The organism is Kitasatospora sp. NPDC048662 (assembly GCF_055587065.1).
In genome coordinates, this window is sequence record NZ_JBVJHA010000002.1 from 56,310 (window position 1) to 80,245 (window position 23,936).

Genomic DNA, 23,936 nt, shown 5'->3' on the forward strand with positions numbered 1-23,936 from the left:
CCTATGCCGGCCCGGGTTGTGCGGGCTCCAGCCTTTTCGTCCTGTGCTGTGGCGGTCTCTCGGGCATCCGCAGGCGCTGGCTGATCACCTGGGAGATGCCGTCCCCCTTCATGGTCACGCCGTACAGGGCGTCGGCGGATTCCATGGTGAGCTTCTGGTGGGTGATGACGATCAATTGGGAGCTTTCCCGCAGTTCTTCCATGATCGCGATCAGTCGGCGCAGATTGGTTTCGTCCAGCGCGGCCTCGACCTCGTCCATGACGTAGAACGGGCTGGGCCGGGCCTTGAAGATCGACACCAGCAGTGCCACGGCGGTCAGTGAGCGTTCGCCTCCGGAGAGCAGCGAGAGCCGCTTGACCTTCTTGCCGGGTGGGCGGGCTTCGACCTCGACGCCGGTGGTGAGCATGTTCTCGGGGTCGGTGAGGACGAGCCGGCCCTCGCCGCCCGGGAACAGCCGGGCGAAGACGTCCACGAACTGGGCGGCGGTGTCGTGGTAGGCGGCGGTGAACAGCTGCTCGACCCTGGCGTCGACGTCGCGGACGATGTCGAGCAGGTCTCGTCGGCTCTTGCGCAGGTCGTCGAGCTGTTCGCCGAGGAACTGGTGGCGGGCCTCCAGGGCGGCGAATTCCTCCAGCGCGAGCGGGTTGACCTTGCCGAGCTGCTGGTAGGCGCGTTCGGCGGCCTTGAGCCGCTTCTCCACCTCGGCCCGGACGTACGGGCGTTCCTCGCCCACGCTCTCGCCGTCCTCGGAGGGCGGCGCGGGAACGGGCCGGTCGGGGCCGTAGCCGTTGAGCAGTTCGGCGGCCTCGATGCCGAACTCCTCCAGTGCCTTGGCCTCCAACTGCTCGATCCGCAGCCGCTTCTCCGCTCGCAGCACCTCGTCGCGGTGGCCGGCGTCAACCAACCGGTCGAGTTCGGTCTGGAGTTCGCGGCCGTGTTCGCGGAACTGGCGCAGTTCGCTCTCGCGGGCGGCCCGGTCGGCCTCGACGGCGGCGCGGTCGGTCTCGGCGGCGGCAAGGGTCTCCTCGATCCGGCCGAGCAGGTGGCGGGCGGCGGTGGCGACGGCCCCGGCGACGGCGGATTCCCGGCGGGCGCGGGCGCGGCGTTCGGCGGCGCGGGTCCGGGCTTCGCGTTCGGCGCGGGCGGCGCGGTCCAACTGGTCGGCGCGGCCGGCCAAGCCACGGACCCGTTCTTCGTGGGTGCGGACGGTGAGCCGGGCTTCCATCTCGGTCTGCCGGGCGGCGGCACCGGCGGCGGCCGTCCGGTCGCGTTCGGCGCTGTCGGGTTCGTCCTCGCCGCTGTCGGCCAACTCCTCGGCGGTGGCCAGGCGTTCGGCGAGTTCCTCGGCGGCGGCGCGGGCCTCGGCGAGGCCGCTCTCGGCCTTGGCGGCGGCGGTGACGGTGCGTTCGGCCTCACCGGCGGCGGCGCGCGCGGCCCCGCCCGATCGCCCGAGCGCTCCGGCGAGTTCGGCGCGCTGCTTCTCGCCCTGTCGGCGCAGCACGGCCAACTGTTCGACTTCGGAGGCACGTTCGCGCAGCTGTTCCCGCGCCTCGGCCAGCCGGTGGGTCAACTCTTCGCAGCGGCCGTCAAGTTCCTCGATGCCACGGGCGGCCTCGGCGACGGCGGCCTGAGTCTCCAGCGGACTGGGGGCGCCGGCCGAGCCGCCGTGCGCGAGGGTGGCGGACAGCAGGTCGCCGTCCCGGGTGACGGCCGTCCAGTGCGGGTGGCGGTCGATCAACTGCCGTGCGGCGTCGAGGTCTTCGACCACAGCGGTGCGGCGCAGCAACTGCCGGGCGGCGGCGCGCATCGGGCCGTCGATCAACTCCCCTGCCCAGCGGGCGCCTTCGGGCAGCAGGTCGTCAACGTCCGTGGCACCGGCGGCGATCAGCAGCGCCGCTCGGCCGCCGTCCTCGGCCCGGAGCCGGGTGAGTGCCGCGACGGCGGTGGCCATGTCCTCGACCGCGACGGCGTCCGCGGCGGCGCCCAGTCCGGCGGCGATCGCGAGTTCGAACCCCGGCTCGACGTGCAGCAGTTCGGCGGCGGGGCCGAGCACGCCGGGCCGGCCGAGCAGGCCGGCGCTGCCGTCCTTGCGGCGCAGGGCGAGGGCGAGGGTGTCGTGCCGGGCGGTGAGCGCGGCGCGTTCCTTCTCGGCGCCGGCGAGTGCCTCGCGGGCGGCGCCGGCGGCCCGTTCGGCGTCGGCCAGCGCGGCGCGGGCCCGGTCGTGACGGCTTTCGGTCTCCTCGTCGCCCGCCGCGCTCTGCTCGCTGCGTTCCCGGAGTTCCTCGTACTCGGCCTGGGCGGCTTCGGCGCGCAGCAGGGCTTCGTCGCGGGCGACGGCGAGCCGTTCGATCTCAGCCTCGGCGGCGCCGGCCCGGGAGCGGGCGGCGGCCGCCTGGCCCTGCAGCCGGGCCAGGCCCTCGCGCCGGTCGGCGATCGCCCGGGCGGCCGCCTTGAGCCGCAACTCCTCGGCGGCGAGGGCGCGTTCGAGTTCGGCGCGTTCCTCGACAATTTCGGCGAGCGCGTACTGGGCCTGTTCCAGGGCTCCTTCGAGGGCGGCTTCCTCCTCGCGGACCCGGGCGGCCTCCCGTTCCAGCTCCTCGGGGTCGCGGCCGCGCCGTTCCTCCAACTGCCCTGCGGTGGCGGCGGACCGGACCCGGGCTTCGGCGAGTCCGATGGTGCCGCGGGTGCGTTCGGCGAGCCCGGAGAGCCGGTACCAGGTCTGCCGGGCGGCTTCCAGGGCCGGCCCGAGCTGCTCGACCTGGGCCTGCAGGACGGCCTCGCGCTGGACGGCGGCGGCGAGTTGCTGTTCGACGGTGGTGCGGCGCAGTTTCAGCGCCAGCTCGTCGGCGATCTCGGCCTCGACGGCGCGGCGCAGGGTGAGCACGTCGTCGGCGAGCAACCGCAGCCGGGCGTCGCGCAGTTCGGCCTGGATGCCGGCCGCCCGCCGGGCGATCTTCGCCTGCCGCCCCAACGGGCCGAGCTGGCGGCGCAGTTCGGCGACCAGGTCCTGCACGCGGTTCAGGTTGGCCTGCATCGAGTCGATCTTCCGCAGCGCCTTCTCCTTGCGCTTGCGGTGCTTGAGGACGCCGGCCGCCTCTTCGATGAAGGCGCGCCGTCCCATCGGGTCGGCGTGCAGCACGGAGTCGAGCTGGCCCTGGCCGACGATGACGTGCATCTCGCGGCCGATGCCGGAGTCGGAGAGCAGTTCCTGGATGTCGAGGAGCCGGCAGCCGGTGCCGTTGAGCGCGTACTCGCTGCCGCCGTTGCGGAACATGGTCCGGGTGATGGTGACTTCGGTGTAGTCGATGGGCAGCGCGCCGTCGGTGTTGTCGATGGTGAGGCTGACTTCGGCGCGGCCGAGCGGGGGGCGCCCGCTGGTACCGGCGAAGATCACGTCCTCCATCTTGCCGCCGCGCAGCGACTTGGCGCCCTGTTCGCCCATCACCCAGGACAGTGCGTCGACGACGTTGGACTTGCCGGAGCCGTTGGGGCCGACCACGCAGGTGATGCCGGGCTCGAAGCGCAGCGTGGTCGCCGAGGCGAAGGACTTGAACCCGCGCAGGGTCAGGCTCTTCAGGTGCACCCGCCCGTCCTCCTCGCCCGGCCGCGACCCGCTGTCCGGCTCCGCTGGCGACTGTATCCGGCCGGGCCGCCGAGCTGCCCCCAGATGGGGGTTTGGCCACGCCGCAGGCTGGGCATGTTCGGGCACAAGAACGCCACGGACACGACGAAGGGACGCCCGTCCCGGACGTCCCTTGCAGGCTGCCATCCCCTTGTCGGGGAAGCTCAGTGCGTCACAGCGTCGATCGTGAGGACCACGAGCGATCTGGCCATCAGGTGGATCAGGCCATCGTGCCGATCAGGTGAGGGCCGGCTCGCGCTGGTCCAGGTCGATGCTGTTGAGCAGCGAATGCTCGTCAGCGACAGCGGTCAGGGCATCGTTCTCGGCCTGGAGCTTCACGAGCTCGTTCTCCAGGTCCTGGACGCGCTGCTGAAGCCGTCGCATCTCGGAGAGCATTCGCGGGTCGGGGCCGCCGACGTACCCGAGAAGCGCCTTTGCCATGATGTATGGTCCTCCACGCTGAGTGACCGAACCGTGTACGGTGTGGGTCTTGGGGGAAGGGATACGCACGCGCCTGCGCGCCGGATGTGCTGGCTGGGCACTACGAAACAGCCGCTGGTGAGTGGCATGCTCACACGGCGGAGCTTCGCCGGTAAACTCAGACCTGTGCGCGGGTTTCCAGCGTCTCACCAAAGACCGTACGGGTCAACACGATCACCGCACGCTACCGCGCCCCTGTCACCTGCATGGCGGGATTGTCACGCCGTCGGCCGGGGTAGTGGATCACTTCGCTTGCGGAGTCAACCACGAGTCTGCCCGGATGGCAACCGTATGACACCGGCAGTTGCCGGCGGCTCTCCTCCGACCGGCAGACGCGGTGCGTTCATCGGATCGCGAAGCCCTCGTACCCCTGGCCCACGGCGCTCCAGATCTCGGTGACTCCGCCGACCCGACCTGGCGTTCCGGGCCCGCGCAGCGCGGCGAGCAGCCGCTCGCAGTCCGCCCGCGACCCCTCGGCCACCACCTGAACGCGGCCGTCCCCGAGGTTGCTCGTGTAGCCCGTCAGCCCGATCTCCAGGGCCCTGGCCCTGGTCCACCAGCGGAACCCCACCTGCTGGACGCGTCCGCGTACCCAGATGGTGGCGCGGACGGGACGGTGACTGTCGTGACCTTGCATGCGTCGACCATAGTCGGGCACTTCAGGGGCGCATGGGGCGGACTTCACGCCTCTTCTACCGTGCCTCCTCACCGGCCCGCGCGCATTTACAGCGTCGGCATCCGCACTTGACCGAGCAGCACTCGCCGAGCAGCACTCAGGGGCGCGGCTCGGCGAGCCGGTGCAGCGTCCAGCCGCGGCCGGCCGGGTCCAGCGGAGCGGTGGCGGCGGTGAACAGTTCGGCGGCCCGGCGGTAGGAGAGCCGGGCCCGGCCGGTGAGCGGGCAGCGGTCGCGCTCCGGGGTGCCGGCCGGGGCGCGCCGGTCGGTGAGGAACAGCGGGCCCGCGCTGCGCCCGGCGATCAGCAGCGGCAGCAGCCGGGCGGTGCCGCCGCGCCAGCGCAGCGGGCTCCCGCCGGCGGCGGGCCGGGCCTGCCGGTCGGCCGGGTCGAGCCGGTCCACGTCCAGTGCCAGCAGCTGTTCGATCGGCGCGCCGGTCTCCCGCACCAGGTGCCACAGCACCTTCTCGCGCAGCGGCACCCGCAGTGCGAGCACGGCCCGCACCTGGGCGTCGGTGAGCGCGGGTGCGGGCGAGCCCACAGGCAGCGGGCGCAGGTTCTCGGCGGGGTCGGCGGCCAGCCAGCCCTGCCCGCACCACCAGCGGACGGCGGCCCGCAGCGCGGACAGTTCGCGGTTGGCGGTGCGCGCGCCGACCGCCCCGGCCCGGGCGGCGAACGCCTCGGCCACCCGCCGGGGCGCGCCCGGCCCGTCCAGCATGCCGAGCGGCAGTACCGGTGGCGCGGCCCGCCGCCGCTCGGCGCCGACCGGCGGGGTGCGCCCGACCAGCAACCAGGCCCAGGTGTGCAGGGCGATCCGGTAGACCCGCCGGGAGCCGTCCGAGAGTCGGGCCTCCGTCAGGTAGCGCTCGGCTGCGACGGCGAACTCCACAGGTGTCATAGCCGCAGTAAACCGCTCCCCTGATGCACAGTCAACACCACCTCCAGCTGCGGTAAATGTGCGATTTACTGCGACACTGAGCAAGCCTCGGAAAATTGATGCCGCAACGCTCAAGTTTTTCGCCGGAAGCCCTTGCCCGGCGCCTCGGCGGCGGGGCAGTCTGCCGGGCATGGTGCTGACCTCACGGCGGCTCGCCGTCCTGCGCGGGCGGGAGTTCCGCCTCTTCTTCATCGGCTTCGCCGTCTCCCTGCTCGGATCCTCGATGGCCTCGGTGGCCGTGGCGTTCGCGGTGCTCGACAGCGGGGGCGGCGGCTCCGGGCTCGGTGTGGTGATGACCGCGCGGATCCTGCCGATCGTGCTGCTGCTGGTGCTCGGCGGCGCGGCCGCGGACCGGCTGGGCCCGCGTCCGGTGATGCTCGGCTCGGACGGGCTGCGTTTCGTGACCCAGGCGGCGATGGCGGTGCTGATGTTCACCGCGCACGACCGGGTGTGGACGATGGCGGCGCTGATGGTGTTCTGGGGCCTGGCCGAGGCGGTGTTCATGCCGGCCCTGGACGCGCTGCTGCCCAGGCTCGTCCCGGCCGGTGAACTCTCCGACGCGAACGCCCTGTTGGGGATCGCCCGGAACGGCGTCGCGGTGGCCGGCCCGGCCCTCGCGGGCGGGCTGACCGCCGTCGCGGGCCCCGGCTGGGTGCTGCTGGTGGACGCCCTGTCGTACGCGGTCGGCGGTCTGGCACTGGCCCTGCTCCGGCTGCCCAGGGCCCCCCGGCAGCTGGCCGACGGGGCCTCGCTGCTGTCCGAACTGCGGGCCGGCTGGGGCGAGTTCAGCTCCCGGCAGTGGCAGTGGGTGAGCACCCTGCAGGCCTGCCTGTTCAACCTGCTGGTGTGGGCGCCGTTCCTGATCCTCGGCCCGGTGGTGGCGAACGAGCGCCTCGGCGGGGCGGGCGGCTGGGGCCTGGTGATGGGCGCGTACGGGGCCGGCGCGGTGCTCGGCGGGCTGTTGCTGCTCGGCCGCCGACCGGGCCGTCCGCTGCGCTTGGCGGTCGCGGCGACGGCGGGCTGGGCGCTGCCCTCGGGCGCGCTGGCGCTGGGCTGGTCGCTGCCGTTGGTGGCGCTCGCGGCGGCCGGCGCGGGGGTGACCTCGATCGTCTGCACGACCCTGTTCGCCACGCTGACGCAGCGCCACATTCCGGCGCAGGCACTGGGCCGGGTCAGCGCGTACGGGACGCTCGGCGCGTTCGCCTTCGGGCCGGTCGGACTGGCGCTGGCCGGGCCGGTCGCGGACCGGGTCGGTACCGGCTCGGTGCTGGGCTTCGGCGCGGCCTGGCAGTTGGCGTCGTGCGCGCTGACCCTGCTGGTCCTGGGTCGCCGGGAGCCGGCCGACCCCGTCGGGCCCGGCGCCACCGCCGAGGCGCCCTCCCCCGCCCGGGCATGACAGCGGCCCCCGGTCCGCGAACGGAACCGGGGGCCGGGGGCCGGGGGCCGGGCACGTCGGCGTCAGTCGCCGAAGTCGCCACCACCGAAGTCGCCACCGCCGAAGTCACCGAAGCCACTGTCGCCGCCGAAGTCCCCGCCGCCGAAGTCGGCACCGGAGAAGTCGGAGGAGTTGAAGGCCGCGCCCGAGTACTCGCCGGCGTCCGCGCCGTCGGTGTAGTCGACGCCGCCACCGCCCTGGCCGTAGTCGTGGTAGCCGCCCGCGTAGGCGTAGCCGGGGCTGGAGATCATCGAGCCGAGCATGGTGCCGACCAGCAGGCCGGGGAGCATGCCGCCGCCGAAGTAGCCGCCCGCCCACGGGCTGTAGGCCGGGCCGGCGTTCCAGTACGGCTGGTGGCCGTGCTCGGTCTCCACGGTGCGGATGTACGGGTCCTGGCCGATGGCCAGGCGGTTCGCGTCGTCGGCGCAGGCCGGGACGGAGCGCGGCGCACCGCCGGCCGGCGCCCACTGGACGTCGGTGGTGGAGGGGCCGTGCCGCGGGTCGAAGAAGCACGGGACGCGGCGCTCGGGCAGCGCGCGGCCCTCGCGGCGGGCGGCCAGGGTGGCCAGCGCGAACCGGCCGTCCTCCAGCGCCTCGGTGACCGGGCGGACGTCCTCGGGCTTCTTGGCCTCGTCCATGGTCCGCTTGGCACGGTCGTAGGAGTCCAGCGCCCGGCTGTAGTCGGCGCGCTGGGTGTCGTCCGCGCCGGGGGCACCGGGGTTGAAGTCGAGCCGGTCGAGTTCCTCGCCGAACGCGGTGATGTCCTCGTCCACCACGGTGCGCAGCTGGGCGAGTTCGGCGCGGACCTTCTCCTCCTTGCGCTTCTTGGCGCGGCGGAACAGCAGGAACACGCCGCCGCCGGCCAGCGCCACCAGCACGATCGGGACGACGATCCAGGCCGCGGAGATGCTGTGCTGCGGGCCGTCGCCCTTGGTCTGCTTGACGGCCTGGTCGACGAAGTCGTTGACGGTGCCGTTGATGTCGCCGTTGTTCGAGCGGAAGGACGCACCGGCGATCTTGCCGGCGGAGTCCTTCGGCAGGGCCTTGGCGTCGGCGCCGGCGTCGAACTCGTTGCCGCGCCACACCGCGTAGACACCGACGACGCCGACCTTGGTGCGCAGGTCGCTCACCAGGGTCTTCGGGGCGTAGGCCTGGCTGTCCGGCAGCACCGCGACGAAGATCGGCTTGTCGGCCTTCTTCAGCTTCTTCGCCAGCGCGTCGGCCTGGTCCTGGGAGAACCGGCTGGTCATCGCCGGGTCGACGTAGACCTGGGTCTTCTTCAACGAGTCGGCCGCGTCGTTCAGCCCGGCCGCCTGAGCGGGCGCGGACAGTCCGAGGACCATCAGCAGGCCGAGTAGAGCTGCCAGCACGGCGGCCGGCCCGGTGGCTCGGGAGCGTCGAAGCACAGTTCTCATACCCAGACCGTACCGGTAGGGGGGGCGGATCCACGCCCTCCCCCGGGACGGTCCGACCCTGAGATCGCCCCTACCCGGGGACGACTCCGCCCCTCCCGACCCCCGCCGACCGGCCGGAGTTGGGCCCCGACCCGGCGCGGCCGGGTAATGAGCAGGCATAGTGGTGACGATCTTCCCTCCCCCGACAGGAGCCCCCAGCGTGATCCTCGGCCTCGTCACCGCCGTCGCCGCGTCCGTCTGTTACGGCACCGGGTCCGTGCTGCAAGCCGTCGGTGCCCGAAGGTCGGCCCGGCAGGAGGCGGCCGACGGGACCGTCACCGAGCACGGCGGGCCCAGCCTCGCCTCCACCGCGAAGGCCGCCGTCACCTGGGAGTTCATCCTCGGCACGGTGCTGGACTTCATCGGCTTCGGGCTCGGCGCGCTGGCCGCGCGGCTGCTGCCGCTGTTCCTGTCGCAGACCATCATCAGCGCCAACCTGGTGATCACCGCGCTGCTGTCGGTCAAGCTGCTCGGGCTGAGGCTGCGCCAGCTGGAGTGGCTGTCCATCGGCATCCTGTGCAGCGCCCTGGTGCTGCTGGCGATCGCCGCCGGGCCGGAGGGCGGCCACCACGCCTCCCGGGCATTCCACTGGGGGCTGCTGATCGGCTCCGCGGTGCTGATCGCCGGCGGTTCGCTGATCGTTCGCCGGATGGGCTCCAACGGGGCGATCGTGGCCGGTCTGCTGTCCGGCCTCGGCTTCGGCGCGCTGGGCATCGGCGTGCGCGTCCTGGACGGCATCGAGCCGTTCTCGATCACCGCGCTGCTCGCCGACCCGGCGCTCTACGCCATCCTGATCGGCGGCATCGGCGGCATGTACCTGCACACCGTCGCCCTCCAGGTCGGCTCCGTCAACGGCGCGACCGCCGCCCTGGTGGTCGGCGAGACCGTCGTCCCCGGCGCGGTCGGCGTCCTCTGGCTCGGCGACTCCTCCCGCCCCGGCCTGGCCTGGCTGGCCGTCCTCGGCTTCGTCCTGGCCGTGGCCAGCGCCGTCGGCGTCGCCTACTTCGGCGAGGACGGCGGAGCGCTGCAGGCCGCGGCCGAGGAGGAGAAGGCCGCCGCCGGGAAATCGAGCTGACGGCGCGCACAACCCTCACGCCGATCCGCTCGACGCACTGGAGATCGAGCGGATCGCGTACAGCTGATCAGCGCGGGCGGCGCTGGCACTTCGGGCAGTAGTGGCTGGAGCGGTTCATCCAGGCGTCGCGCCGCATCGCCGTGCCGCAGCGGCGGCACGGCTGCCCCTCGCGGCCGTAGGCGTCGAGGGCGCGGGAGAAGTAGCCGCTCTCGCCGTTGACGTTGACGTACAGCGAGTCGAAGCTGGTGCCGCCGACGGCCAGCGCCGCGTTCATCACGTCCCGTGCGTGGCCGAGCAGTTCGAGTGCGGCGGGGCGGGTGAGGGTGGCGGTGGCGCGGTCGTAGTGGAGGCGGCTGCGCCAGAGGGCCTCGTCGGCGTAGATGTTGCCGACGCCGCTGATCAGCGACTGGTCGAGCAGGGCCCGCTTGACGGTGGTGCGCTTGGCCTTCAGTGCGGTGACGAACGCGGCGTCGTCGAAGCGGGCGTCGAGCGGGTCGCGGGCGATGTGGGCGAGCGAGAGCGGGGTGGACTCGGGGTCGTCCGGCTCGGTCTCCTCGATGGCGAGGCCGCCGAAGGTGCGCTGGTCGACGAAGCGCAGTTCGGTGCCGCCATCGGCGAACCGGAGCCGCACCCGCAGGTGCACCGAGTCGGCCATGTCGGCTTCCTGGACGAGCAGTTGGCCGCTCATGCCGAGGTGGCCGAGCATCGACAGTCCGTCGCCGAGCGGCACCCACAGGTACTTGCCGCGGCGTTGCGGTTTCCCGAAGGTGCGGCCGCGCAGCAGCGCGGTGAACTCCTCGGCGCCGCCGGCCTGTCGGCGGACGGCGCGCGGGTGCAGCACCTCGATGTCGCTGACGGTCCGCCCGGCGGCCCAGCGGGCCAGGCCGCGGCGGACGACTTCGACTTCGGGGAGTTCGGGCACCGGAGGTCAGGCGGTCGGCCGGTCGCCGTCGGCGCCGTCCTGCTTGGCCTTGATGGCGCGCCAGGCGGATTCGGCGGCCTTCTGCTCGGCTTCCTTCTTGGAGCGTCCGCTTCCGGAGCCGTAGTCCTGGCCGGCCACCCGGGCGGCGGCGGTGAAGGTCTTCTCGTGGTCCGGTCCGGACTCGGTGACCACGTACTCGGGAACACCGATGCCGACGGCGGCGGTGAGTTCCTGGAGGCTGGTCTTCCAGTCGAGTCCGGCGCCGAGCAGCGCGGATTCCGCGATCAGCGGGTCGAACAGCCGGTGGACGAAGTCCGTGGCCGAGTCCAGGCCCTGGTCGAGGTAAATGGCGCCGATCACGGCTTCGACGGTGTCGGCGAGGATCGACGACTTGTCGCGGCCGCCGGTTCCTTCCTCACCCTTGCCGAGCCGGATGAAGGCTCCGAGGTCCAGGCCGCGGCCGACCTCGGCGAGCGCGCGGGAGTTGACCACCGCGGCACGAAGTTTGGCGAGCGTCCCCTCGGCGACCTCCGGGTGGAGGCGGTAGAGGGTGTCGGTCACCACCAGGCCCAGCACCGAGTCGCCGAGGAACTCCAGGCGCTCGTTGGTGGGCAGCCCGCCGTTCTCGTACGCGTACGAGCGGTGGGTCAGGGCACGTACCAGAAGGGCGCGCTCAAGTGGATACCCGAGGCGCCCTTCCAGGACGTCGTATTCGGTCGAAGCCGGCCCGCCGCCCTTACCCCCGTGGGAACCGGGGTTCGGCTTGCGAGAAGAATTGCTGCCGTCCGACATCGATCCGTGCACCCCGCCGATCAGACCGAGAGGACCTGGCGACGGTTGTACGTGCCGCAGCTCGGGCACGCGATGTGCGCAAGCTTCGGCTCGTGGCAGCGGTCGCACGCGACGAGCGCGGGCACGACGGCCTTCCAGTTGGAACGCCGGTGACGCGTGTTGCTGCGCGACATCTTCCGCTTCGGAACAGCCACGGCTAAATCTCCTGGTTCTCGGCGAGACCCTCACGGGTACCGCTGTGTCTTATTCCTCGTCACCCTCGTCGCCGGGGGCGGCGGAGAGTCCCTGCAGAGCCGCCCACCGGGGGTCGGCGGCGTCGTGGTGGTGCGACGGGTCGTCGCTCAGGCGAGCTCCGCATTCGGAGCACAGGCCCAGGCAGTCGTCCTGGCACACCGGCTGCAGCGGCAGTGCGAGCACCACCGCATCACGCAGCACCGGCTGGAGGTCGAACAGCTCGCCCTCCAGGCGGTAAGTCTCGTCCTCGGACTCCTCGTCGAAGTCGTCTCCCGCGATCGCGCGGTGACGCTCCTCGGACTCCGGGTAGTAGTACAGCTCCTGGAAGTCGACCTCCAGGTCGTCCTCCACCGGCTCCAGGCAGCGGGAGCACTCGCCGGTCACGTGGGCCTCGGCGGTGCCGGTGACCAGCACGCCCTCGACCACGGACTCCAGGCGGAGCTCCAGCTTGATCTCGCTCTTCTCCGGGACACCGATCACATCCGCGACGCCCAGGTCCGCCGGGGCCTCCAGGGTGCGGGAGACCTTGCGCAACGAGCCGGGGCGACGGCCGAGCTCATGCGTGTCGAACACGAGCGGGTCGCGGTGGTCGAGGCGGTTCAAGGTTTCCTGACTTCCTGGCGGCGGCACGCATCCCTGCGTGGCGCGGACTGTGGTTCCTGCGGTGCGCGGCCCGGCTGCGGGCACGCGGCGAACCCGGCACGAGCAGGCCGGAGTGGTCAGACTACCCGAGAGTCCGGGCCGAACCCAACTCGTCGCCGTTCACCGGCCGCCGAGCTCCCGCAGCCGGGTCATGTCGATCATGCTGGTGTCGAAGAAGCTGGTCTCGTCCAGTCCGGCCTGCTGCTGCGGCAGCTGGGCCTGCTGCGGCTGCTGCTGGTAGCCCTGCGGGTCGGCGGGCAGCGGGTTGCCCCACTGGTCGTAGCCGGGCTGCTGGTACGGCTGCTGCTGGTAGTACGCCGGGTCGCCCGGCTGCTGGTAGCCGTAGGGCTGCCCGTACGGGTCGGTCTGCGGGGCCGCCGCGGGGTCGTAGCCGCCGCCGTAGACCTCGGCGTACTGCGGGGTCTGCGGCTGGCCGTACTGGTCCTCGGCGGGGTTCTGCCAGCCGGCGGCGGCCGGGGCCGGCTCGGGCCAGCTCTGCTGCTGCGGGACGTCCGCGTACCAGGACTGCTCGCCGTCGGTGGTGGCGAAGCCGGCCGCCACCGCCTCGGCGCGGTCCTTGAGCTGCTGGGCCTCGTCGGCGGCGGCCAGGTAGGCGCCCAGCTCGTCGATCGGGGCCTTGCCGAGCAGCTTGTCGCGGCCCTTGCCGACCGCCTCCAGGGTCGCCGAGAGCACCGCCTCCAGGGTGGCGAGCTTCACATCGACGTACTCGTCGGCCTCCGGGCTGAGGCTGATCCGCTGCGGCTGGAACTCCTCGCCGTCCTCGGTGCCCTCGCCCTCCGGCTGGTACACCCCGGCCTCGCCGCGCAGCTTCTGCCGGCCGCGGCCGACCGCGCCGAGCGTCTTGGTGAGCACCACCTCGAAGTTGGCGAGCTTGGAGTCGACGTAGTCGTCCGCCTCGGCGAGCTTGGTGCGCTCCTCGGCGCGGGCCTCGGCGAGGATCCGGTCCGCCTCGGCCTGGGCCTGGCGGACCACCTCGGTGTCGGAGATCAGCGAGCCGCGCTCGTCGTGCGCGCCGCGGATGATCTGGTCGGCCTGCGCCTGGGCGTCGGCGACCAGTTGCTGATGATCTGCCACCACCGACTGCGCCTGGGCGAGTTCGGCGGGCATGGTGTCGCGCAGCTCGCGCAGCAGGCCGGTCAGTTCGGCACGGTTGACCACGCAGGAGGCCGACATCGGCATCGCCTTGGCCTTCTCGACCATGGCGATGATCTCGTCGAGTTTCTGCTGCACGTCCACGGGCGTCTTCAGTCTTTCCGTGTGCCGCCGAGGTGCGGCGGAGGCAGTGCCACGAGGTCGCGGACTGCGCCCCGGGGCCGGGAGTACAGACTGTACGGCCACCTACCCCGCCGCTCACAACGCCTGTGTCACTTGCGGCGTTCGGCGATCCGCTCGACCAGTCGCCGGTTCACCACCTCGGGCAGCAGGTGGGACACGTCGCCGCCCAGCGAGGCCACCTCCTTGACCAGGCTGGAGGACAGGAAGCTGTACGTCGGCGAGGTCGGCACGAACAGCGTCTCGACGCCGGTCAGGCCGTGGTTCATCTGCGCCATCTGCAGTTCGTAGTCGAAGTCGCTGACCGCGCGCAGGCCCTTGATGATCGCCGGGATGCCGCGCTGGGTGCAGAAGTCCACCAGCAGGCCGCTGTGCGACTCCGCCTGGATGTTGCCCAGGTGGGCGGTGGTCTCCTCGATCAGGGCGAGCCGCTCCTCGATCGAGAACATCCCCTGCTTGTTGCGGTTCACCGCCACCGCCACGTGCACCACGTCGTACAGCTTCGAGGCCCGCTCGATGATGTCGAGGTGTCCGTTGGTGATGGGGTCGAAGGACCCCGGGCAGACGGCGCGGCGCATGGGTGTGCTCCCTTGTGGGGCGGGATGTTCTGCTACGAGTCTTGGTCAGCCCCGGTAGCGGCGCGACCGTACCAGAGCGTGCCCTCGCCGTAACGGCGCGAGCGCAGCCCTTCGAAGCCGTCCGGCCAGCCGAACTCGCCCCCTCGGGTGCTGCGTTCCACGGTGACGAGAACATGCTCGGACAGCCAGCCCCCCGAGCGGAGTGTGACCAGCATCTCCCGCAGCACGGCGTCCTCCACCGCGTACGGCGGGTCCAGGAACACCAGGTCGTACGGTTCGGCCGGCGGGGCGCCCGCGATCACCTTCTCCGCCTTGTCCGCCCGCACCTCCGCGCCCGGCAGCCCCAGCGTCCGGACGTTCTCCCGCACCGTCTTCACCGCGCTCGCGTCGGCCTCCACCAGCAGCGCGTGCGCCGCGCCCCGGGACAGCGCCTCCAGCCCGACCGCGCCACTGCCCGCGAACAGGTCCAGCATCCGCGCCCCGGCGATCGGCCCGAACAGCGACTCGACGGTGGAGAACATCGCCTCCCGCGCCTTGTCGGAGGTCGGACGGGTGTTCCGGCCGGGCGGCACGGCGAGACGGCGGCCTCCGGCACGGCCGGCGATGACGCGGGGCATGGGGCTTGTTCCTTTGGGCAGGGGGTCAGCAAAAACAGGGGCGCGAGGAACTGCGCGCCCGACCATAGCCGACAAATAGTGCACGGCAGATCGGAGCAGCCCCTCGCGCCCTGGTGCCTCAGCGCAGGCGGTCACTCATTGGACGCCGCGCCCAACAGTGTGGGCGAGGCGTAGCGCGACCAGGACAGGCAGCCGTCCGGCGGGCAGTACTCCGGGCGGCGCGGGTCGTGACCGAGCTCGCGCAGCTTGGTGCGGACGGAGTCGGGCGTGCGCCCGTAGCGGGCGGCGATCCGGGCGATGGTGTCGCCGTCGTGGAAGCGCCGGACCAGCTCCTCCTCGTGCTGCGGCACCCAGGGGGAGCCGTGGCCGGGGTAGAGCTCGCGCAGCACGTCCCGGTCGGGGATGGGCTCGGAGATGTCGGCGACGATCGCCAGGGCGCGCAGGGCGCGGTTGAGCGCGATGCGCAGCGAGGCGACGTCCTCCACCGGGAGGCGGAGCTTGCCGGAGGCGACCGGGTTGGCGGAGTTGCCCTCGCGCCAGCCGGTCAGGGTGAGGGTGACTTCGCGGTCGTCTTCGCTGGCGACCTCGATCCGGAAGACCTTGTCGCCGAGCGGGAGCTCGTTGAGGTGACGGAATGCCATGCAATGACCCCCAAATCTCGTGCCGGGAGCGCGACTTGAGGAGCGCCCCGAACAACTCCATTCTCTCCCGGGGCACTGACAATCCGGCCTGATCACACCGCCTGTCAGCCCTTCTCCAGGTACTCCGCGCGGTCCTCGTCGAGCAGGCTCTCCAGGGCTGTGCGCAGTTCGGGGTGGGCGGCGAGTTCGGGGTCGGCGGCGACCAGCCGGGTGGCCTCGGCGCGGGCGGTGGCGATGACGTCCTCGTCGTCGAGGACGGAGAGCACCTTGAGCGAGGACTTCACGCCGGACTGGGCCTGGCCGAGGACGTCGCCCTCGCGGCGCTGTTCGAGGTCGATCCGGGAGAGCGCGAAGCCGTCCAGGGTGCCGGCCACCGCGTCGAGCCGGGCGCGGGCGGCGCTGGCGGCGGGCATGTCGCTGACCAGCAGGCAGAGTCCGGCGGCGGAGCCCCGGCCGACCCGGCCGCGCAGCTGGTGCAGCTGGGAGACGCCGAACCGGTCCGCGTCCATGATCACCATGACGGTGGAGTTGGGGACGTTGACGCCGACCTCGATGACGGTGGTGGCGACCAGCACATCGACCTCGCCGGCGGCGAAGCGGCGCATCACCTCGTCCTTGGCGTCGGGGGCGAGCCGGCCGTGCAGGATCTCCACCCGCAGTCCGGCGAGCGGTCCCTTGGCGAGCTTCTCGGCGGTCTCGACCACGGCGAGCGGCGGCCGGCGCTCCTCGCTGTCCGCTCCCCCACCCACCTCTTCGGGGTCCTCCTTGCGCTTCTTCTTCCCCTTCGGCGCGTCCTCCTCGTCGCCGATCCGCGGGCAGACCACGTACGCCTGGTGGCCCTTGCCGACCTCTTCGCGGACGCGTTCCCAGGCGCGGGTGAGGAAGTTGGGCTTCTCCAGGGCGGGGACGACGTGGGTGGAGATCGGCGAGCGGCCGGACGGCAGCTGGTCGAGGACGGAGGTCTCCAGGTCGCCGAAGACCGTCATGGCGACGGTGCGCGGGATCGGGGTGGCGGTCATCACCAGCAGGTGCGGGGGCTGTTCGCCCTTGGCGCGCAGCGCGTCGCGCTGTTCGACGCCGAACCGGTGCTGCTCGTCGACCACCACCAGGCCGAGGTCGGCGAACTGCACCTTGTCCTCGATCAGCGCGTGCGTGCCGATGGTGATGCCGGCCTTGCCGGAGGCCATGTCGAGCATCGCGCCGCGGCGGGCGGCGGCACCCATCGAGCCGGTGAGCAGGGCCACCCGGGTGCCGATCTCGGAGCCGCCGATCATGCCGGCCTCGGCGAGGTCTCCCATCATCTCGACGATGGAGCGGTGGTGCTGCTGGGCGAGCACCTCGGTGGGCGCGAGCAGCACGGCCTGGCCGCCGGTGTCGACCACGGCGAGCATGGCGCGCAGCGCGACGAGCGTCTTGCCGGAACCGACCTCGCCCTGCAGCAGCCGGTGCATGGGGTGTTCGGTGGCGAGGTCGGCGAAGATCTCGGCGCACACCTTCTGCTGGCCGTCGGTCAGGGTGAACGGCAGCCGGTCGTCGAAGGCGTCCAGCACGCGGCCGGGGACGGCGCGGCGCGGGACGGCGGGAAGTGCGGAGTCGGCGGCCCGGCGCTGGGCGAGGGCGACCTGGAGGACGAACGCCTCGTCCCAGCGCAGCCGGTTCTGGGCGCGTTCCTTCTCGGCCTGGTTGCGCGGGCGGTGGATCAGTTCGAGCGCCTCGGGCAGCGGGATCAGGTCGTGCTCGGCGCGCAGTTCGGCGGGCAGCGGTTCGCCGACGTCCGCGAGGTGCTTGGTGAGGGCGAGTTCGACGCAGAGCGACAGCTTCCAGCTGGGCAGCTGGGCGCTGGCCGGGTAGACCGGGATGAGCCGCCCGGCGAACTGCTTCGCCGCCGAGGAGCCCTCCTCCTCCTCGATCAACTGGTAGTCGGGCGAGGCGAGTTGGCGGGTGCGGTTGAACATGCCGACCTTGCCGGCGAACAGGCCCTGCTGGCCGGGCTTGAGTTCCTTCTGCCGCCAGCCCTGGTTGAAGAACACCAGGGAGAGCCGGGAGCGGCCGTCGGTGACCACCACTTCGAGCCGGTCGCCCTTGCGGCCGCGGAACGGGATCAGCGTGACCTTCTCGATCCGGGCCAGCACGGTGACGTGCTCGTCCACCTCCAGCTCGTCCAGGCTGGTGAGTTGGCCGCGCTCGACGTACCGGCGCGGGTAGTGGTGCAGCAGGTCGCCGACCGTGCGCAGCTTGAGGGAGTCGGCCAGCACCTTCGCGGTGCGGTCGCCGACCAGGTCCTTCAGTGGTTCATCGAGAGCGCCCATCGGGTCCCATTTCACACCACGGGACCGACGCTGCGGCTCACTCGACGCCGATCAGCAGCGGCGCGGCCTCCTGGCCGCCCCGGTAGGCGACGGTGTCGACCTCGGGACGGGTACGCCTGGCGTGCGCGATCAGGCGGTCGGCGAGCTCGGCGGGGGCGTCCTCGCCGAGCACCAGGGTGACGAGTTCGCCGGACGCCGCGATCATCCGGTCCAGCACGGTGAGCGCGGTCTCGGTGAGGTCGTGGCCGATCACCGCGACGTCGCCGTCGATCAGGCCGAGCACGTCACCGGCCTGGCAGACGCCGGCCATCGTCCAGGATTCGCCCTCGGCGACGGCGAGTTCGGCGTACCGGGTGGCGCCGGCGGCGGAGGTCATGGCGACCACGTCCTCGTCGAAGCGGCGGCCGGCGTCGTGCACGGCGAGCGCGGCCAGGCCCTGCACCGGGGAGCGGGTGGGCAGCACGGCGATCCGCACGCCCTCCTCGCGCAGCTGGTCGGCGGCGGCGCCGGCGGCGGCCCGCAGTTCGGGGTCGTTGAGCAGCAGGATCACCTCGCGGGCCGCGCAGCGGTGCACGGCGGCGACCAGTTCGGCGCTGGCGGGGGCGCGGTCCGGGTCGGCGGCGAGCACCACCGAGCCGGCCTGCTCGCACAGCTGGGCCAGTCCGCTGCCGGACACCACGCTGAGCACCGCCCGCCCGTGCGAGACGGTCTCCTCGCGCTCGCCCGCGCGGGCCGCCGCCTCGGCGAAGTGGGTGATCCGGATCCGGTACGGCCGGCCCGCCTCGACGCCCGCCTCCACGGCCGCGCCCGCGTCGTCCACGTGCACATGGACGTTCCACAGGCCGTCGCCTCCGCCGATCACCAGCGAGTCCCCGAGCCGCCCGAGCCGCTCGCGCAGCCGCGGCAGCTGCCCGTCCTCGGCCTCCAGCAGGTAGATCACCTCGAACGCGGGGTGGCCGGGCCCCGGCGGACGCTCGTGGCCCTCGCAGCCGGCCATCACCACCGGGTCCACCTCGCGACGCAGCGCCACCGGCCCCATCGGCTGCTGCCCGGACACCGCGTCCACCAGCGCGCCCAGCACGGCGACCAGGCCCCGCCCGCCCGCGTCCACCACGCCCGCCTCGGCGAGCACCGTCAGCTGGTCCGGGGTGAGCAGCAGCGCCTGCCGGGCCGCCCGGTACGCCTCCTTGGCCTGGCCGGTCAGGCCGTCCGCGGCCTTCGCGGCGTCGGCGGCGGCCGCGGCGACGGTCAGCAGGGTGCCCTCGACGGGCTCCGCGACGGCCAGGTAGGCGGAGCGCGCGCCGTTGTCGAGCGCCTCCCTCAGTTCACCGCCCTCGGCCAGCACCTCGGCGAGGCCGCGCAGCCACTGCGCGAGGATCACCCCGGAATTGCCGCGCGCCCCGATCAACGCCCCGCGAGCAGCCGCGTTCGCGGCGGCGGCCAGCGCCGGCCCCTCCTCCGCCACGAACAGCGCGTCCAGCGCCTCGGCGGCGGACTCCACGGTCAGGTACAGGTTGGTGCCGGTGTCGCCGTCCGGAACCGGGTAGACGTTCAGCGCGTCGATCTCCTCGCGGGCCTGGCCGAGAGCCGCCAGCGCGAGCCGGCACCAGGTGCGGACGGCCGGGGCGTCGAGGGTGTCCAGCACCAGGTCTCCTCCGGGTGAACGCCACGAGAACGCGACGGGACGCGGTGGCGAGGGGCGATGCTGGCAGGTTATCGGCCCCCGCGACGCCACCGACGGCACCCTCCGGCCCAGGTCGGGGGAACGATCACCCCGGCAGCCGTGGTAGTTTCGTTGAGCGGGAGTCACCGTTGTATGCTCTCCCGGTTGCCTGGAACACCCCGGGCTGTTCAAGTTCCTGATCTGAAGTCTTGGAGTGACTCCTGTGGCTGCCAACTGCGACGTCTGCGGCAAGGGCCCGGGCTTCGGCAACAGCATCTCCCACTCGCACCGCCGCACCCCCCGTCGTTGGAACCCCAACATCCAGACGGTGCGCGCTGTGGTTGGGCGCACGCCGAAGCGGCTCAACGTCTGCACCTCGTGCATCAAGGCCGGTAAGGTCTCGCGCTGACGCGCAGACCGGTACGCCGGTCACCTTCTTGCTACGGCGAAAGCCGACCATCCCCTCCGGGGGTCATGGTCGGCTTTCGCTGTTTTGCCTTCAGGGGCTCGTGGGGGTACCTCCCGGCCTGCTAGGGCCGGGGGAGAACGGCGAGGCCGGGTCTGCTGGTGATCAACGGGGCGCTCGGCGTTCCGCCGTTTCTGGTCCCCGTCTTTGACCCGACCCCCCGAGCCCTGGAGCGCTTACCCCCTCGCCTGCCAGAAATGATCCACCGGCCCGATGCCGGAACCCAGTGCGAAGCCGTGCTCGATGGCACCCGTCACATACGCCTTGGCGTTCGCGACAGCCTCGGGCATCGTCTCCCCCTTGGCGAGCTGCGAAGCGATCGCGCTGGCGAGGGTGCAGCCGGTTCCGTGGGTGTGGCGGTTGTCATGGCGGGCGGCCCGGTACCAGTGGGTTTCGCCGGTGGGGCCGAGGAGTAGATCCGCGGCTTCGCCTTCGAGGTGGCCGCCCTTGATCAGGGTCCAGCGGGGGCCGAGGTCGCGCAGCGCCTTCGCGGCGTCGAGCATCTCGCTCTCGTCGGTGACCTCAAGACCGGTGAGCTGGGTCACCTCGTGCAGGTTGGGGGTGACCAGCGTGGCGACCGGCAGGAGGCGCTCGCGGACGGTGGAAACGGCTGCGGCGGCAAGCAGCGCGTCGCCGTGCTTGGAGACTCCGACGGGGTCGACGACCACGGGGGCGGGGGCGTCGGTGAGGAGTGCGGAGACGGTTTCGACGAGTTCGATCGAGGCGAGCATGCCGGTCTTGATCGCTTGGACGCCGATGTCGTCGACGACGCTGCGGTACTGGGCGCGGACGGCTTCGGCGGGCAGTTCCCAGTAGCCCTGGACGCCGAGCGAGTTCTGCGCGGTGACGGCGGTGATGACGCTCATGCCGTGGACGCCGAGGGCGAGCATCGTCTTGAGGTCGGCCTGGATGCCGGCACCGCCGCCGCTGTCGGAGCCGGCGACGGTGAGCACCCGGGGCGGGGCGGTGTTGGTGGTCATGTGCCCCAACCTATCCACCGGGGGAAACGCGTCAGAGCACGGCCTCGGATTCGGCCCAGCGGTCCGGCGGGACGGTCTTGAGCCGGATGACGCCGTCGGCGATCGGGGTGAGGCGGATCCCGGTGTTGCGCAGGGCGGTGAACTGGCCGAAGGCGCCCTGGTGGACGGCCTCGACGGCGTGCCAGCCGAAGCGGGTGGCGAGGACCCGGTCGAGCGCGGTGGGGGTGCCGCCGCGCTGGGTGTGGCCGAGGATGACCGGGCGGGCTTCCTTGCCGAGCAGGTTCTCCAGTTCGAGGGCGAGCCGGGTGCCGATGCCGCCGAAGGTCTGGTGGCCGAACCGGTCGACCTGGCCGTGTTCGAAGCGCAGGGTGCCCGGCAGCGGCTGGGCGCCTTCGGCGACGGCGACGATGGCGAACTTCTTGCCGCGCCGGAAGCGGTCCTCGATCATCCGGGCGACGGCCTCGATGTCGAAGGGCTTCTCGGGGATGAGGATGCCGTGGGCGCCGCCGGCCATGCCCGCGGTGAGGGTGATCCAGCCGGTGTGCCGACCCATCAGTTCGACCACCATGACGCGCTGGTGGGATTCGGCGGTGGTCTTCAGCCGGTCGATGGCCTCGGTGGCGACGTGCACGGCGGTGTCGAAGCCGAAGGTGACGTCGGTGGCGTCGATGTCGTTGTCGATGGTCTTGGGGACGCCGACCACCGGCAGCCCGGCGTCGCTGAACAGTTTGGCGGCGGTCAGGGTGCCTTCGCCGCCGATCGCGATCAGCGCGTCGATGCCGAGTTCGGCGGCGAGTTCGGCGGAGTTCTCCACCGCCCAGTGGATCCGCTCGCGCTGCACCCGGGCGGAGCCGAGGATGGTGCCGCCGAGGGTGAGCAGGCCGGTGACGTCGTCGTGCGAGATCGGGCGGGCGCGGCCTTCGATCAGGCCGAGGAAGCCGTCCTCGATGCCGATGATCTCGTCGCCGTGGACGTCAGTGCCGCGGTGCACGACGGAACGGATCACCGCGTTGAGTCCTGGGCAGTCACCGCCGCTGGTGAGAACTCCGATGCGCATGGTGGCTGTGTTCTCCTGCTCCCGGGAACGCGGGGCCCCCAGCGTAGGTGGAGACCGGACCGCCGACGCTGCCGGTCCGCCCGACAGTCGCCACCCTACGCGTTGGCGGCCCTACCGACGGGTAAAGCAGGCGGACTACTGTTCGGCGAAGTGGTCCCAGCCGGCGGTGCGGTCCCAGGGGGCGCCGTCGACGGTGACCACTCCCCCGCGGCCGGGCCGGGCGGGGCGCACCACCTCGCCGATCTGCCGCCAGCGGGCGGGGAGTCCGGCGCTCTTGGGGAAGGTCGCGACGATCGCGTGGTCCTCGCCGCCGGACAGCACCCACACGAGCGGGTCCACGCCGACGGCCTGGCCGATGTCGGCCATCTGCGCGGGGATGTCGAAGTCCGCGGCCCGCAGGTCGATGTCCACGCCGCTGGCCCGGGCGACGTGGCCGAGGTCGGCGACCAGCCCGTCGGAGACGTCGACCATGGCGGTGGCGCCGAGGTCGCTGGCGGCGGGGCCGGCGTGGTACGGCGGTTCGGGACGGCGGTGCGCCTCGACGAAGGCGCGCGGGGAGCGGAAGCCGCGCTGCAGGACGGTCAGGCCGGCGGCGGACCAGCCGAGCCAGCCGGTGACGGCGACCACGTCGCCGACCTGGGCGCCGGAGCGCACCACCGGACGGCGGCCCTGCAGGTCGCCCAGGGCGGTGATGGCCAGGGTGATGGTGTCGCCGCGGACCACGTCGCCGCCGACCACGGTGGCGCCGGCCACCTGGCACTCGTCGCGCAGACCGTCCATCAGCTCGGTGGCCCAGGTGGTGGGCAGGTCGGCGGGGGCGACCAGGCCGAGCAGCAGGGCGGTGGGAACGGCGCCCATCGCGGCGATGTCGGCGAGGTTCTGCGCGGCGCACTTGCGGCCCACGTCGTACGCGGTGGACCAGTCGCGGCGGAAGTGCCGGCCCTCGATGAGCACGTCGGTGGTGGCCACCACCCGGCCGTCGGGGGCCTTGACCACGGCGGCGTCGTCGCCGGGCCCGAGTTCCACCGCCGGCGTCATCGGCAGCCGCGCGGTCAGCTCCCGGATGAGCCCGAACTCGCCGAGCTCGCCCACGGTCCCCTGCATCAGCCCGTCCTCCCGCGTTCTTCACGATCCGTCTTGGGTGTGCGCCCCCCGCGCGGCAGCGTACGCCCTCAAAGGGTTCGAGGGTCTCCCCTGTGCCACGGTCGCGCGGTAGCGTGGTGATCAGACTGCCGGTCAGCAACTCCCCCCACCCAGCCGCCTGGAGGTCCACCGTGGTGCAGGCATACATCCTGATCCAGACCGAGGTGGGCAAGGCCACCGCGGTCGCCGAGTCCATCGCCAAGATCCCCGGGGTGATCACCGCCGAGGACGTGACCGGTCCGTACGACGTGATCGTCCGGGCCGAGGCCGAATCCATCGACGACCTGGGCCGCCTGGTGGTGGCGAAGGTCCAACAGGTGGAGGGGATCACCCGCACCCTTACCTGTCCGGTGGTCCGCCTGTAGGGGCGCTTACCATCGACGGATGCGTCCACGTGAGCTCCTGAACCGCCTCCCCGCACCGGTCCGCTGGCTCGCACCGCCGGCCGTCCTGCTGGCCTGCACGGCCTTGCTGGCCGTCGCCTGGAGCGGCGACCCCGACGTCGAGCCGCCGACGCCCAGCGCCCAGGTCGCGCAGTACTGCCAGGCGCTGGACGCCAAGCTGCCCGCGGAGGTGCTCGGCCACCCGCGCAAGGACCCGTCCCCGGCCTCGCCGTACACCGCCGCCTGGGCGTCCTCGCCGCGCACCGTGCTGACCTGCGGCGGGGACCGGCCGGCGTACATGAGCGACGACCGGAAGGGCCCGTGCATCGACGAGGTCCGCTGGGGCCTGACCGAGGACGGGCACGGCGGCTACTGGTTCGCCACCGGGCTGCGCAAGGCATACGTCGAAGTGCACGTCCCGGCGGGCGCCTACACCAACTACGCGGATCCGCTGAGCTCGTACACGGACGCCATCCGGTCGACCATCCCGACCTGGGACGAGAAGGCCGACCTGGACTGCTTCGACAACAACGCCTAGGA

At 72.4% G+C, this 23,936-nt stretch carries 23 protein-coding genes; 5 read left to right on the forward strand and 18 right to left on the reverse strand.

The genetic code is table 11. The annotated features are described in order from the left end of the window. Nucleotide 1: 1 nt before the first annotated feature. From smc to ACZ6R9_RS06255, 4 genes are all read right to left on the reverse strand, one after another. A complete protein-coding gene (smc, locus tag ACZ6R9_RS06240) occupies nucleotides 2-3,583 on the reverse strand; it encodes a chromosome segregation protein SMC (RefSeq protein ID WP_465536889.1) in 3,582 nt (1,193 codons plus the stop codon). 276 nt (nucleotides 3,584-3,859) lie between these two features. Next, complete coding sequence (locus ACZ6R9_RS06245; protein WP_380488264.1) at nucleotides 3,860-4,063, reverse strand: hypothetical protein; 204 nt, start codon at nucleotides 4,061-4,063, stop codon at nucleotides 3,860-3,862. Nucleotides 4,064-4,445: 382 nt separating this feature from the next. After that, nucleotides 4,446-4,739 carry an acylphosphatase gene (locus tag ACZ6R9_RS06250; RefSeq protein ID WP_465536891.1) on the reverse strand — a complete coding sequence of 98 codons (294 nt, stop codon included), beginning with the start codon at nucleotides 4,737-4,739 and terminating at the stop codon, nucleotides 4,446-4,448. A gap of 136 nt (nucleotides 4,740-4,875) precedes the next feature. Further along, complete coding sequence (locus ACZ6R9_RS06255; RefSeq protein ID WP_465536893.1) at nucleotides 4,876-5,673, reverse strand: hypothetical protein; 798 nt, start codon at nucleotides 5,671-5,673, stop codon at nucleotides 4,876-4,878. A gap of 169 nt (nucleotides 5,674-5,842) precedes the next feature. Here ACZ6R9_RS06255 and ACZ6R9_RS06260 point away from each other — a divergent pair, with 169 nt between their 5' ends. Next, on the forward strand, nucleotides 5,843-7,108 hold the full coding sequence (locus tag ACZ6R9_RS06260; RefSeq protein WP_465536895.1) for an MFS transporter: 1,266 nt from the start codon (nucleotides 5,843-5,845) through the stop codon (nucleotides 7,106-7,108). A 62-nt stretch (nucleotides 7,109-7,170) separates the two neighbouring features. Here the strand turns inward: ACZ6R9_RS06260 and ACZ6R9_RS06265 are convergent, their stop codons facing one another. Beyond that, complete coding sequence (locus tag ACZ6R9_RS06265; protein ID WP_465536896.1) at nucleotides 7,171-8,562, reverse strand: hypothetical protein; 1,392 nt, start codon at nucleotides 8,560-8,562, stop codon at nucleotides 7,171-7,173. A 199-nt stretch (nucleotides 8,563-8,761) separates the two neighbouring features. On the opposite strand from ACZ6R9_RS06265, the gene ACZ6R9_RS06270 reads away from it, so the two are divergent. Continuing rightward, a complete protein-coding gene (locus ACZ6R9_RS06270) occupies nucleotides 8,762-9,676 on the forward strand; it encodes a DMT family protein (protein ID WP_380488269.1) in 915 nt (304 codons plus the stop codon). Between the two features lie 67 nt (nucleotides 9,677-9,743). Here ACZ6R9_RS06270 and mutM read toward each other — a convergent pair whose 3' ends face one another. The 10 genes from mutM to ACZ6R9_RS06320 form a co-directional block, all read right to left on the reverse strand. Further along, a complete protein-coding gene (gene mutM / locus ACZ6R9_RS06275; protein ID WP_380488270.1) occupies nucleotides 9,744-10,598 on the reverse strand; it encodes a bifunctional DNA-formamidopyrimidine glycosylase/DNA-(apurinic or apyrimidinic site) lyase in 855 nt (284 codons plus the stop codon). A 6-nt stretch (nucleotides 10,599-10,604) separates the two neighbouring features. Beyond that, nucleotides 10,605-11,390 (reverse strand): ribonuclease III, encoded by a 786-nt coding sequence (gene rnc / locus ACZ6R9_RS06280; protein WP_380488271.1) that lies wholly within the window; start codon nucleotides 11,388-11,390, stop codon nucleotides 10,605-10,607. A gap of 20 nt (nucleotides 11,391-11,410) precedes the next feature. Further along, on the reverse strand, nucleotides 11,411-11,584 hold the full coding sequence (gene rpmF, locus ACZ6R9_RS06285; protein ID WP_035866499.1) for a 50S ribosomal protein L32: 174 nt from the start codon (nucleotides 11,582-11,584) through the stop codon (nucleotides 11,411-11,413). 49 nt (nucleotides 11,585-11,633) lie between these two features. Further along, a complete protein-coding gene (locus tag ACZ6R9_RS06290; RefSeq protein WP_380488272.1) occupies nucleotides 11,634-12,227 on the reverse strand; it encodes a YceD family protein in 594 nt (197 codons plus the stop codon). 159 nt (nucleotides 12,228-12,386) lie between these two features. Further along, nucleotides 12,387-13,523: an ATP synthase F0 subunit B gene (locus ACZ6R9_RS06295; protein ID WP_380488273.1), complete on the reverse strand. Its 1,137-nt coding sequence runs from the start codon at nucleotides 13,521-13,523 to the stop codon at nucleotides 12,387-12,389. A 128-nt stretch (nucleotides 13,524-13,651) separates the two neighbouring features. Beyond that, nucleotides 13,652-14,137 (reverse strand): pantetheine-phosphate adenylyltransferase, encoded by a 486-nt coding sequence (gene coaD / locus ACZ6R9_RS06300; protein WP_380488274.1) that lies wholly within the window; start codon nucleotides 14,135-14,137, stop codon nucleotides 13,652-13,654. A 32-nt stretch (nucleotides 14,138-14,169) separates the two neighbouring features. After that, nucleotides 14,170-14,754 (reverse strand): 16S rRNA (guanine(966)-N(2))-methyltransferase RsmD, encoded by a 585-nt coding sequence (gene rsmD / locus ACZ6R9_RS06305; RefSeq protein ID WP_380488275.1) that lies wholly within the window; start codon nucleotides 14,752-14,754, stop codon nucleotides 14,170-14,172. A gap of 131 nt (nucleotides 14,755-14,885) precedes the next feature. Beyond that, a complete protein-coding gene (locus tag ACZ6R9_RS06310; protein WP_380488276.1) occupies nucleotides 14,886-15,395 on the reverse strand; it encodes a hypothetical protein in 510 nt (169 codons plus the stop codon). Nucleotides 15,396-15,499: 104 nt separating this feature from the next. Continuing rightward, nucleotides 15,500-17,704: an ATP-dependent DNA helicase RecG gene (recG, locus tag ACZ6R9_RS06315; RefSeq protein ID WP_380488277.1), complete on the reverse strand. Its 2,205-nt coding sequence runs from the start codon at nucleotides 17,702-17,704 to the stop codon at nucleotides 15,500-15,502. Nucleotides 17,705-17,741: 37 nt separating this feature from the next. Next, a complete protein-coding gene (locus tag ACZ6R9_RS06320; RefSeq protein WP_465536900.1) occupies nucleotides 17,742-19,349 on the reverse strand; it encodes a DAK2 domain-containing protein in 1,608 nt (535 codons plus the stop codon). Nucleotides 19,350-19,590: 241 nt separating this feature from the next. On the opposite strand from ACZ6R9_RS06320, the gene rpmB reads away from it, so the two are divergent. Further along, complete coding sequence (gene rpmB, locus ACZ6R9_RS06325; RefSeq protein ID WP_073813963.1) at nucleotides 19,591-19,776, forward strand: 50S ribosomal protein L28; 186 nt, start codon at nucleotides 19,591-19,593, stop codon at nucleotides 19,774-19,776. Nucleotides 19,777-20,009: 233 nt separating this feature from the next. Here rpmB and thiD read toward each other — a convergent pair whose 3' ends face one another. The 3 genes from thiD to ACZ6R9_RS06340 all read right to left on the reverse strand — a co-directional run bounded on the left by thiD (nucleotide 20,010) and on the right by ACZ6R9_RS06340 (nucleotide 22,974). Then, nucleotides 20,010-20,813 carry a bifunctional hydroxymethylpyrimidine kinase/phosphomethylpyrimidine kinase gene (gene thiD, locus ACZ6R9_RS06330; protein WP_465536902.1) on the reverse strand — a complete coding sequence of 268 codons (804 nt, stop codon included), beginning with the start codon at nucleotides 20,811-20,813 and terminating at the stop codon, nucleotides 20,010-20,012. A gap of 31 nt (nucleotides 20,814-20,844) precedes the next feature. Then, nucleotides 20,845-21,870, reverse strand: a complete 1,026-nt coding sequence (locus ACZ6R9_RS06335; RefSeq protein WP_380488966.1) for an ATP-dependent 6-phosphofructokinase — start codon at nucleotides 21,868-21,870, stop codon at nucleotides 20,845-20,847. A 135-nt stretch (nucleotides 21,871-22,005) separates the two neighbouring features. Further along, nucleotides 22,006-22,974, reverse strand: coding sequence for a thiamine-phosphate kinase (locus ACZ6R9_RS06340; protein WP_380488965.1), 969 nt, complete (start codon nucleotides 22,972-22,974; stop codon nucleotides 22,006-22,008). A 170-nt stretch (nucleotides 22,975-23,144) separates the two neighbouring features. On the opposite strand from ACZ6R9_RS06340, the gene ACZ6R9_RS06345 reads away from it, so the two are divergent. Then, nucleotides 23,145-23,378, forward strand: a complete 234-nt coding sequence (locus ACZ6R9_RS06345; RefSeq protein WP_380488964.1) for an Lrp/AsnC family transcriptional regulator — start codon at nucleotides 23,145-23,147, stop codon at nucleotides 23,376-23,378. A 19-nt stretch (nucleotides 23,379-23,397) separates the two neighbouring features. Then, nucleotides 23,398-23,934, forward strand: coding sequence for a DUF3515 domain-containing protein (locus ACZ6R9_RS06350; protein WP_380488963.1), 537 nt, complete (start codon nucleotides 23,398-23,400; stop codon nucleotides 23,932-23,934). Nucleotides 23,935-23,936: the final 2 nt, after the last annotated feature.

Coding starts and splice junctions, on each gene's coding strand:
- ACZ6R9_RS06350 (WP_380488963.1), top strand. CDS start 23,398: ATGCGTCCACGTGAGCTCCTGAACCGCCTCCCCGCACCGGTCCGCTGG.
- rnc (WP_380488271.1), bottom strand. CDS start 11,390: ATGTCGGACGGCAGCAATTCTTCTCGCAAGCCGAACCCCGGTTCCCAC.
- ACZ6R9_RS06255 (WP_465536893.1), bottom strand. CDS start 5,673: ATGACACCTGTGGAGTTCGCCGTCGCAGCCGAGCGCTACCTGACGGAG.
- ACZ6R9_RS06340 (WP_380488965.1), bottom strand. CDS start 22,974: ATGCAGGGGACCGTGGGCGAGCTCGGCGAGTTCGGGCTCATCCGGGAG.
- ACZ6R9_RS06260 (WP_465536895.1), top strand. CDS start 5,843: ATGGTGCTGACCTCACGGCGGCTCGCCGTCCTGCGCGGGCGGGAGTTC.
- coaD (WP_380488274.1), bottom strand. CDS start 14,137: ATGCGCCGCGCCGTCTGCCCGGGGTCCTTCGACCCCATCACCAACGGA.
- ACZ6R9_RS06250 (WP_465536891.1), bottom strand. CDS start 4,739: ATGCAAGGTCACGACAGTCACCGTCCCGTCCGCGCCACCATCTGGGTA.
- ACZ6R9_RS06245 (WP_380488264.1), bottom strand. CDS start 4,063: ATGGCAAAGGCGCTTCTCGGGTACGTCGGCGGCCCCGACCCGCGAATG.
- rsmD (WP_380488275.1), bottom strand. CDS start 14,754: ATGCCCCGCGTCATCGCCGGCCGTGCCGGAGGCCGCCGTCTCGCCGTG.
- ACZ6R9_RS06335 (WP_380488966.1), bottom strand. CDS start 21,870: ATGCGCATCGGAGTTCTCACCAGCGGCGGTGACTGCCCAGGACTCAAC.
- thiD (WP_465536902.1), bottom strand. CDS start 20,813: ATGACCACCAACACCGCCCCGCCCCGGGTGCTCACCGTCGCCGGCTCC.
- recG (WP_380488277.1), bottom strand. CDS start 17,704: ATGGGCGCTCTCGATGAACCACTGAAGGACCTGGTCGGCGACCGCACC.
- ACZ6R9_RS06310 (WP_380488276.1), bottom strand. CDS start 15,395: ATGGCATTCCGTCACCTCAACGAGCTCCCGCTCGGCGACAAGGTCTTC.
- ACZ6R9_RS06265 (WP_465536896.1), bottom strand. CDS start 8,562: ATGAGAACTGTGCTTCGACGCTCCCGAGCCACCGGGCCGGCCGCCGTG.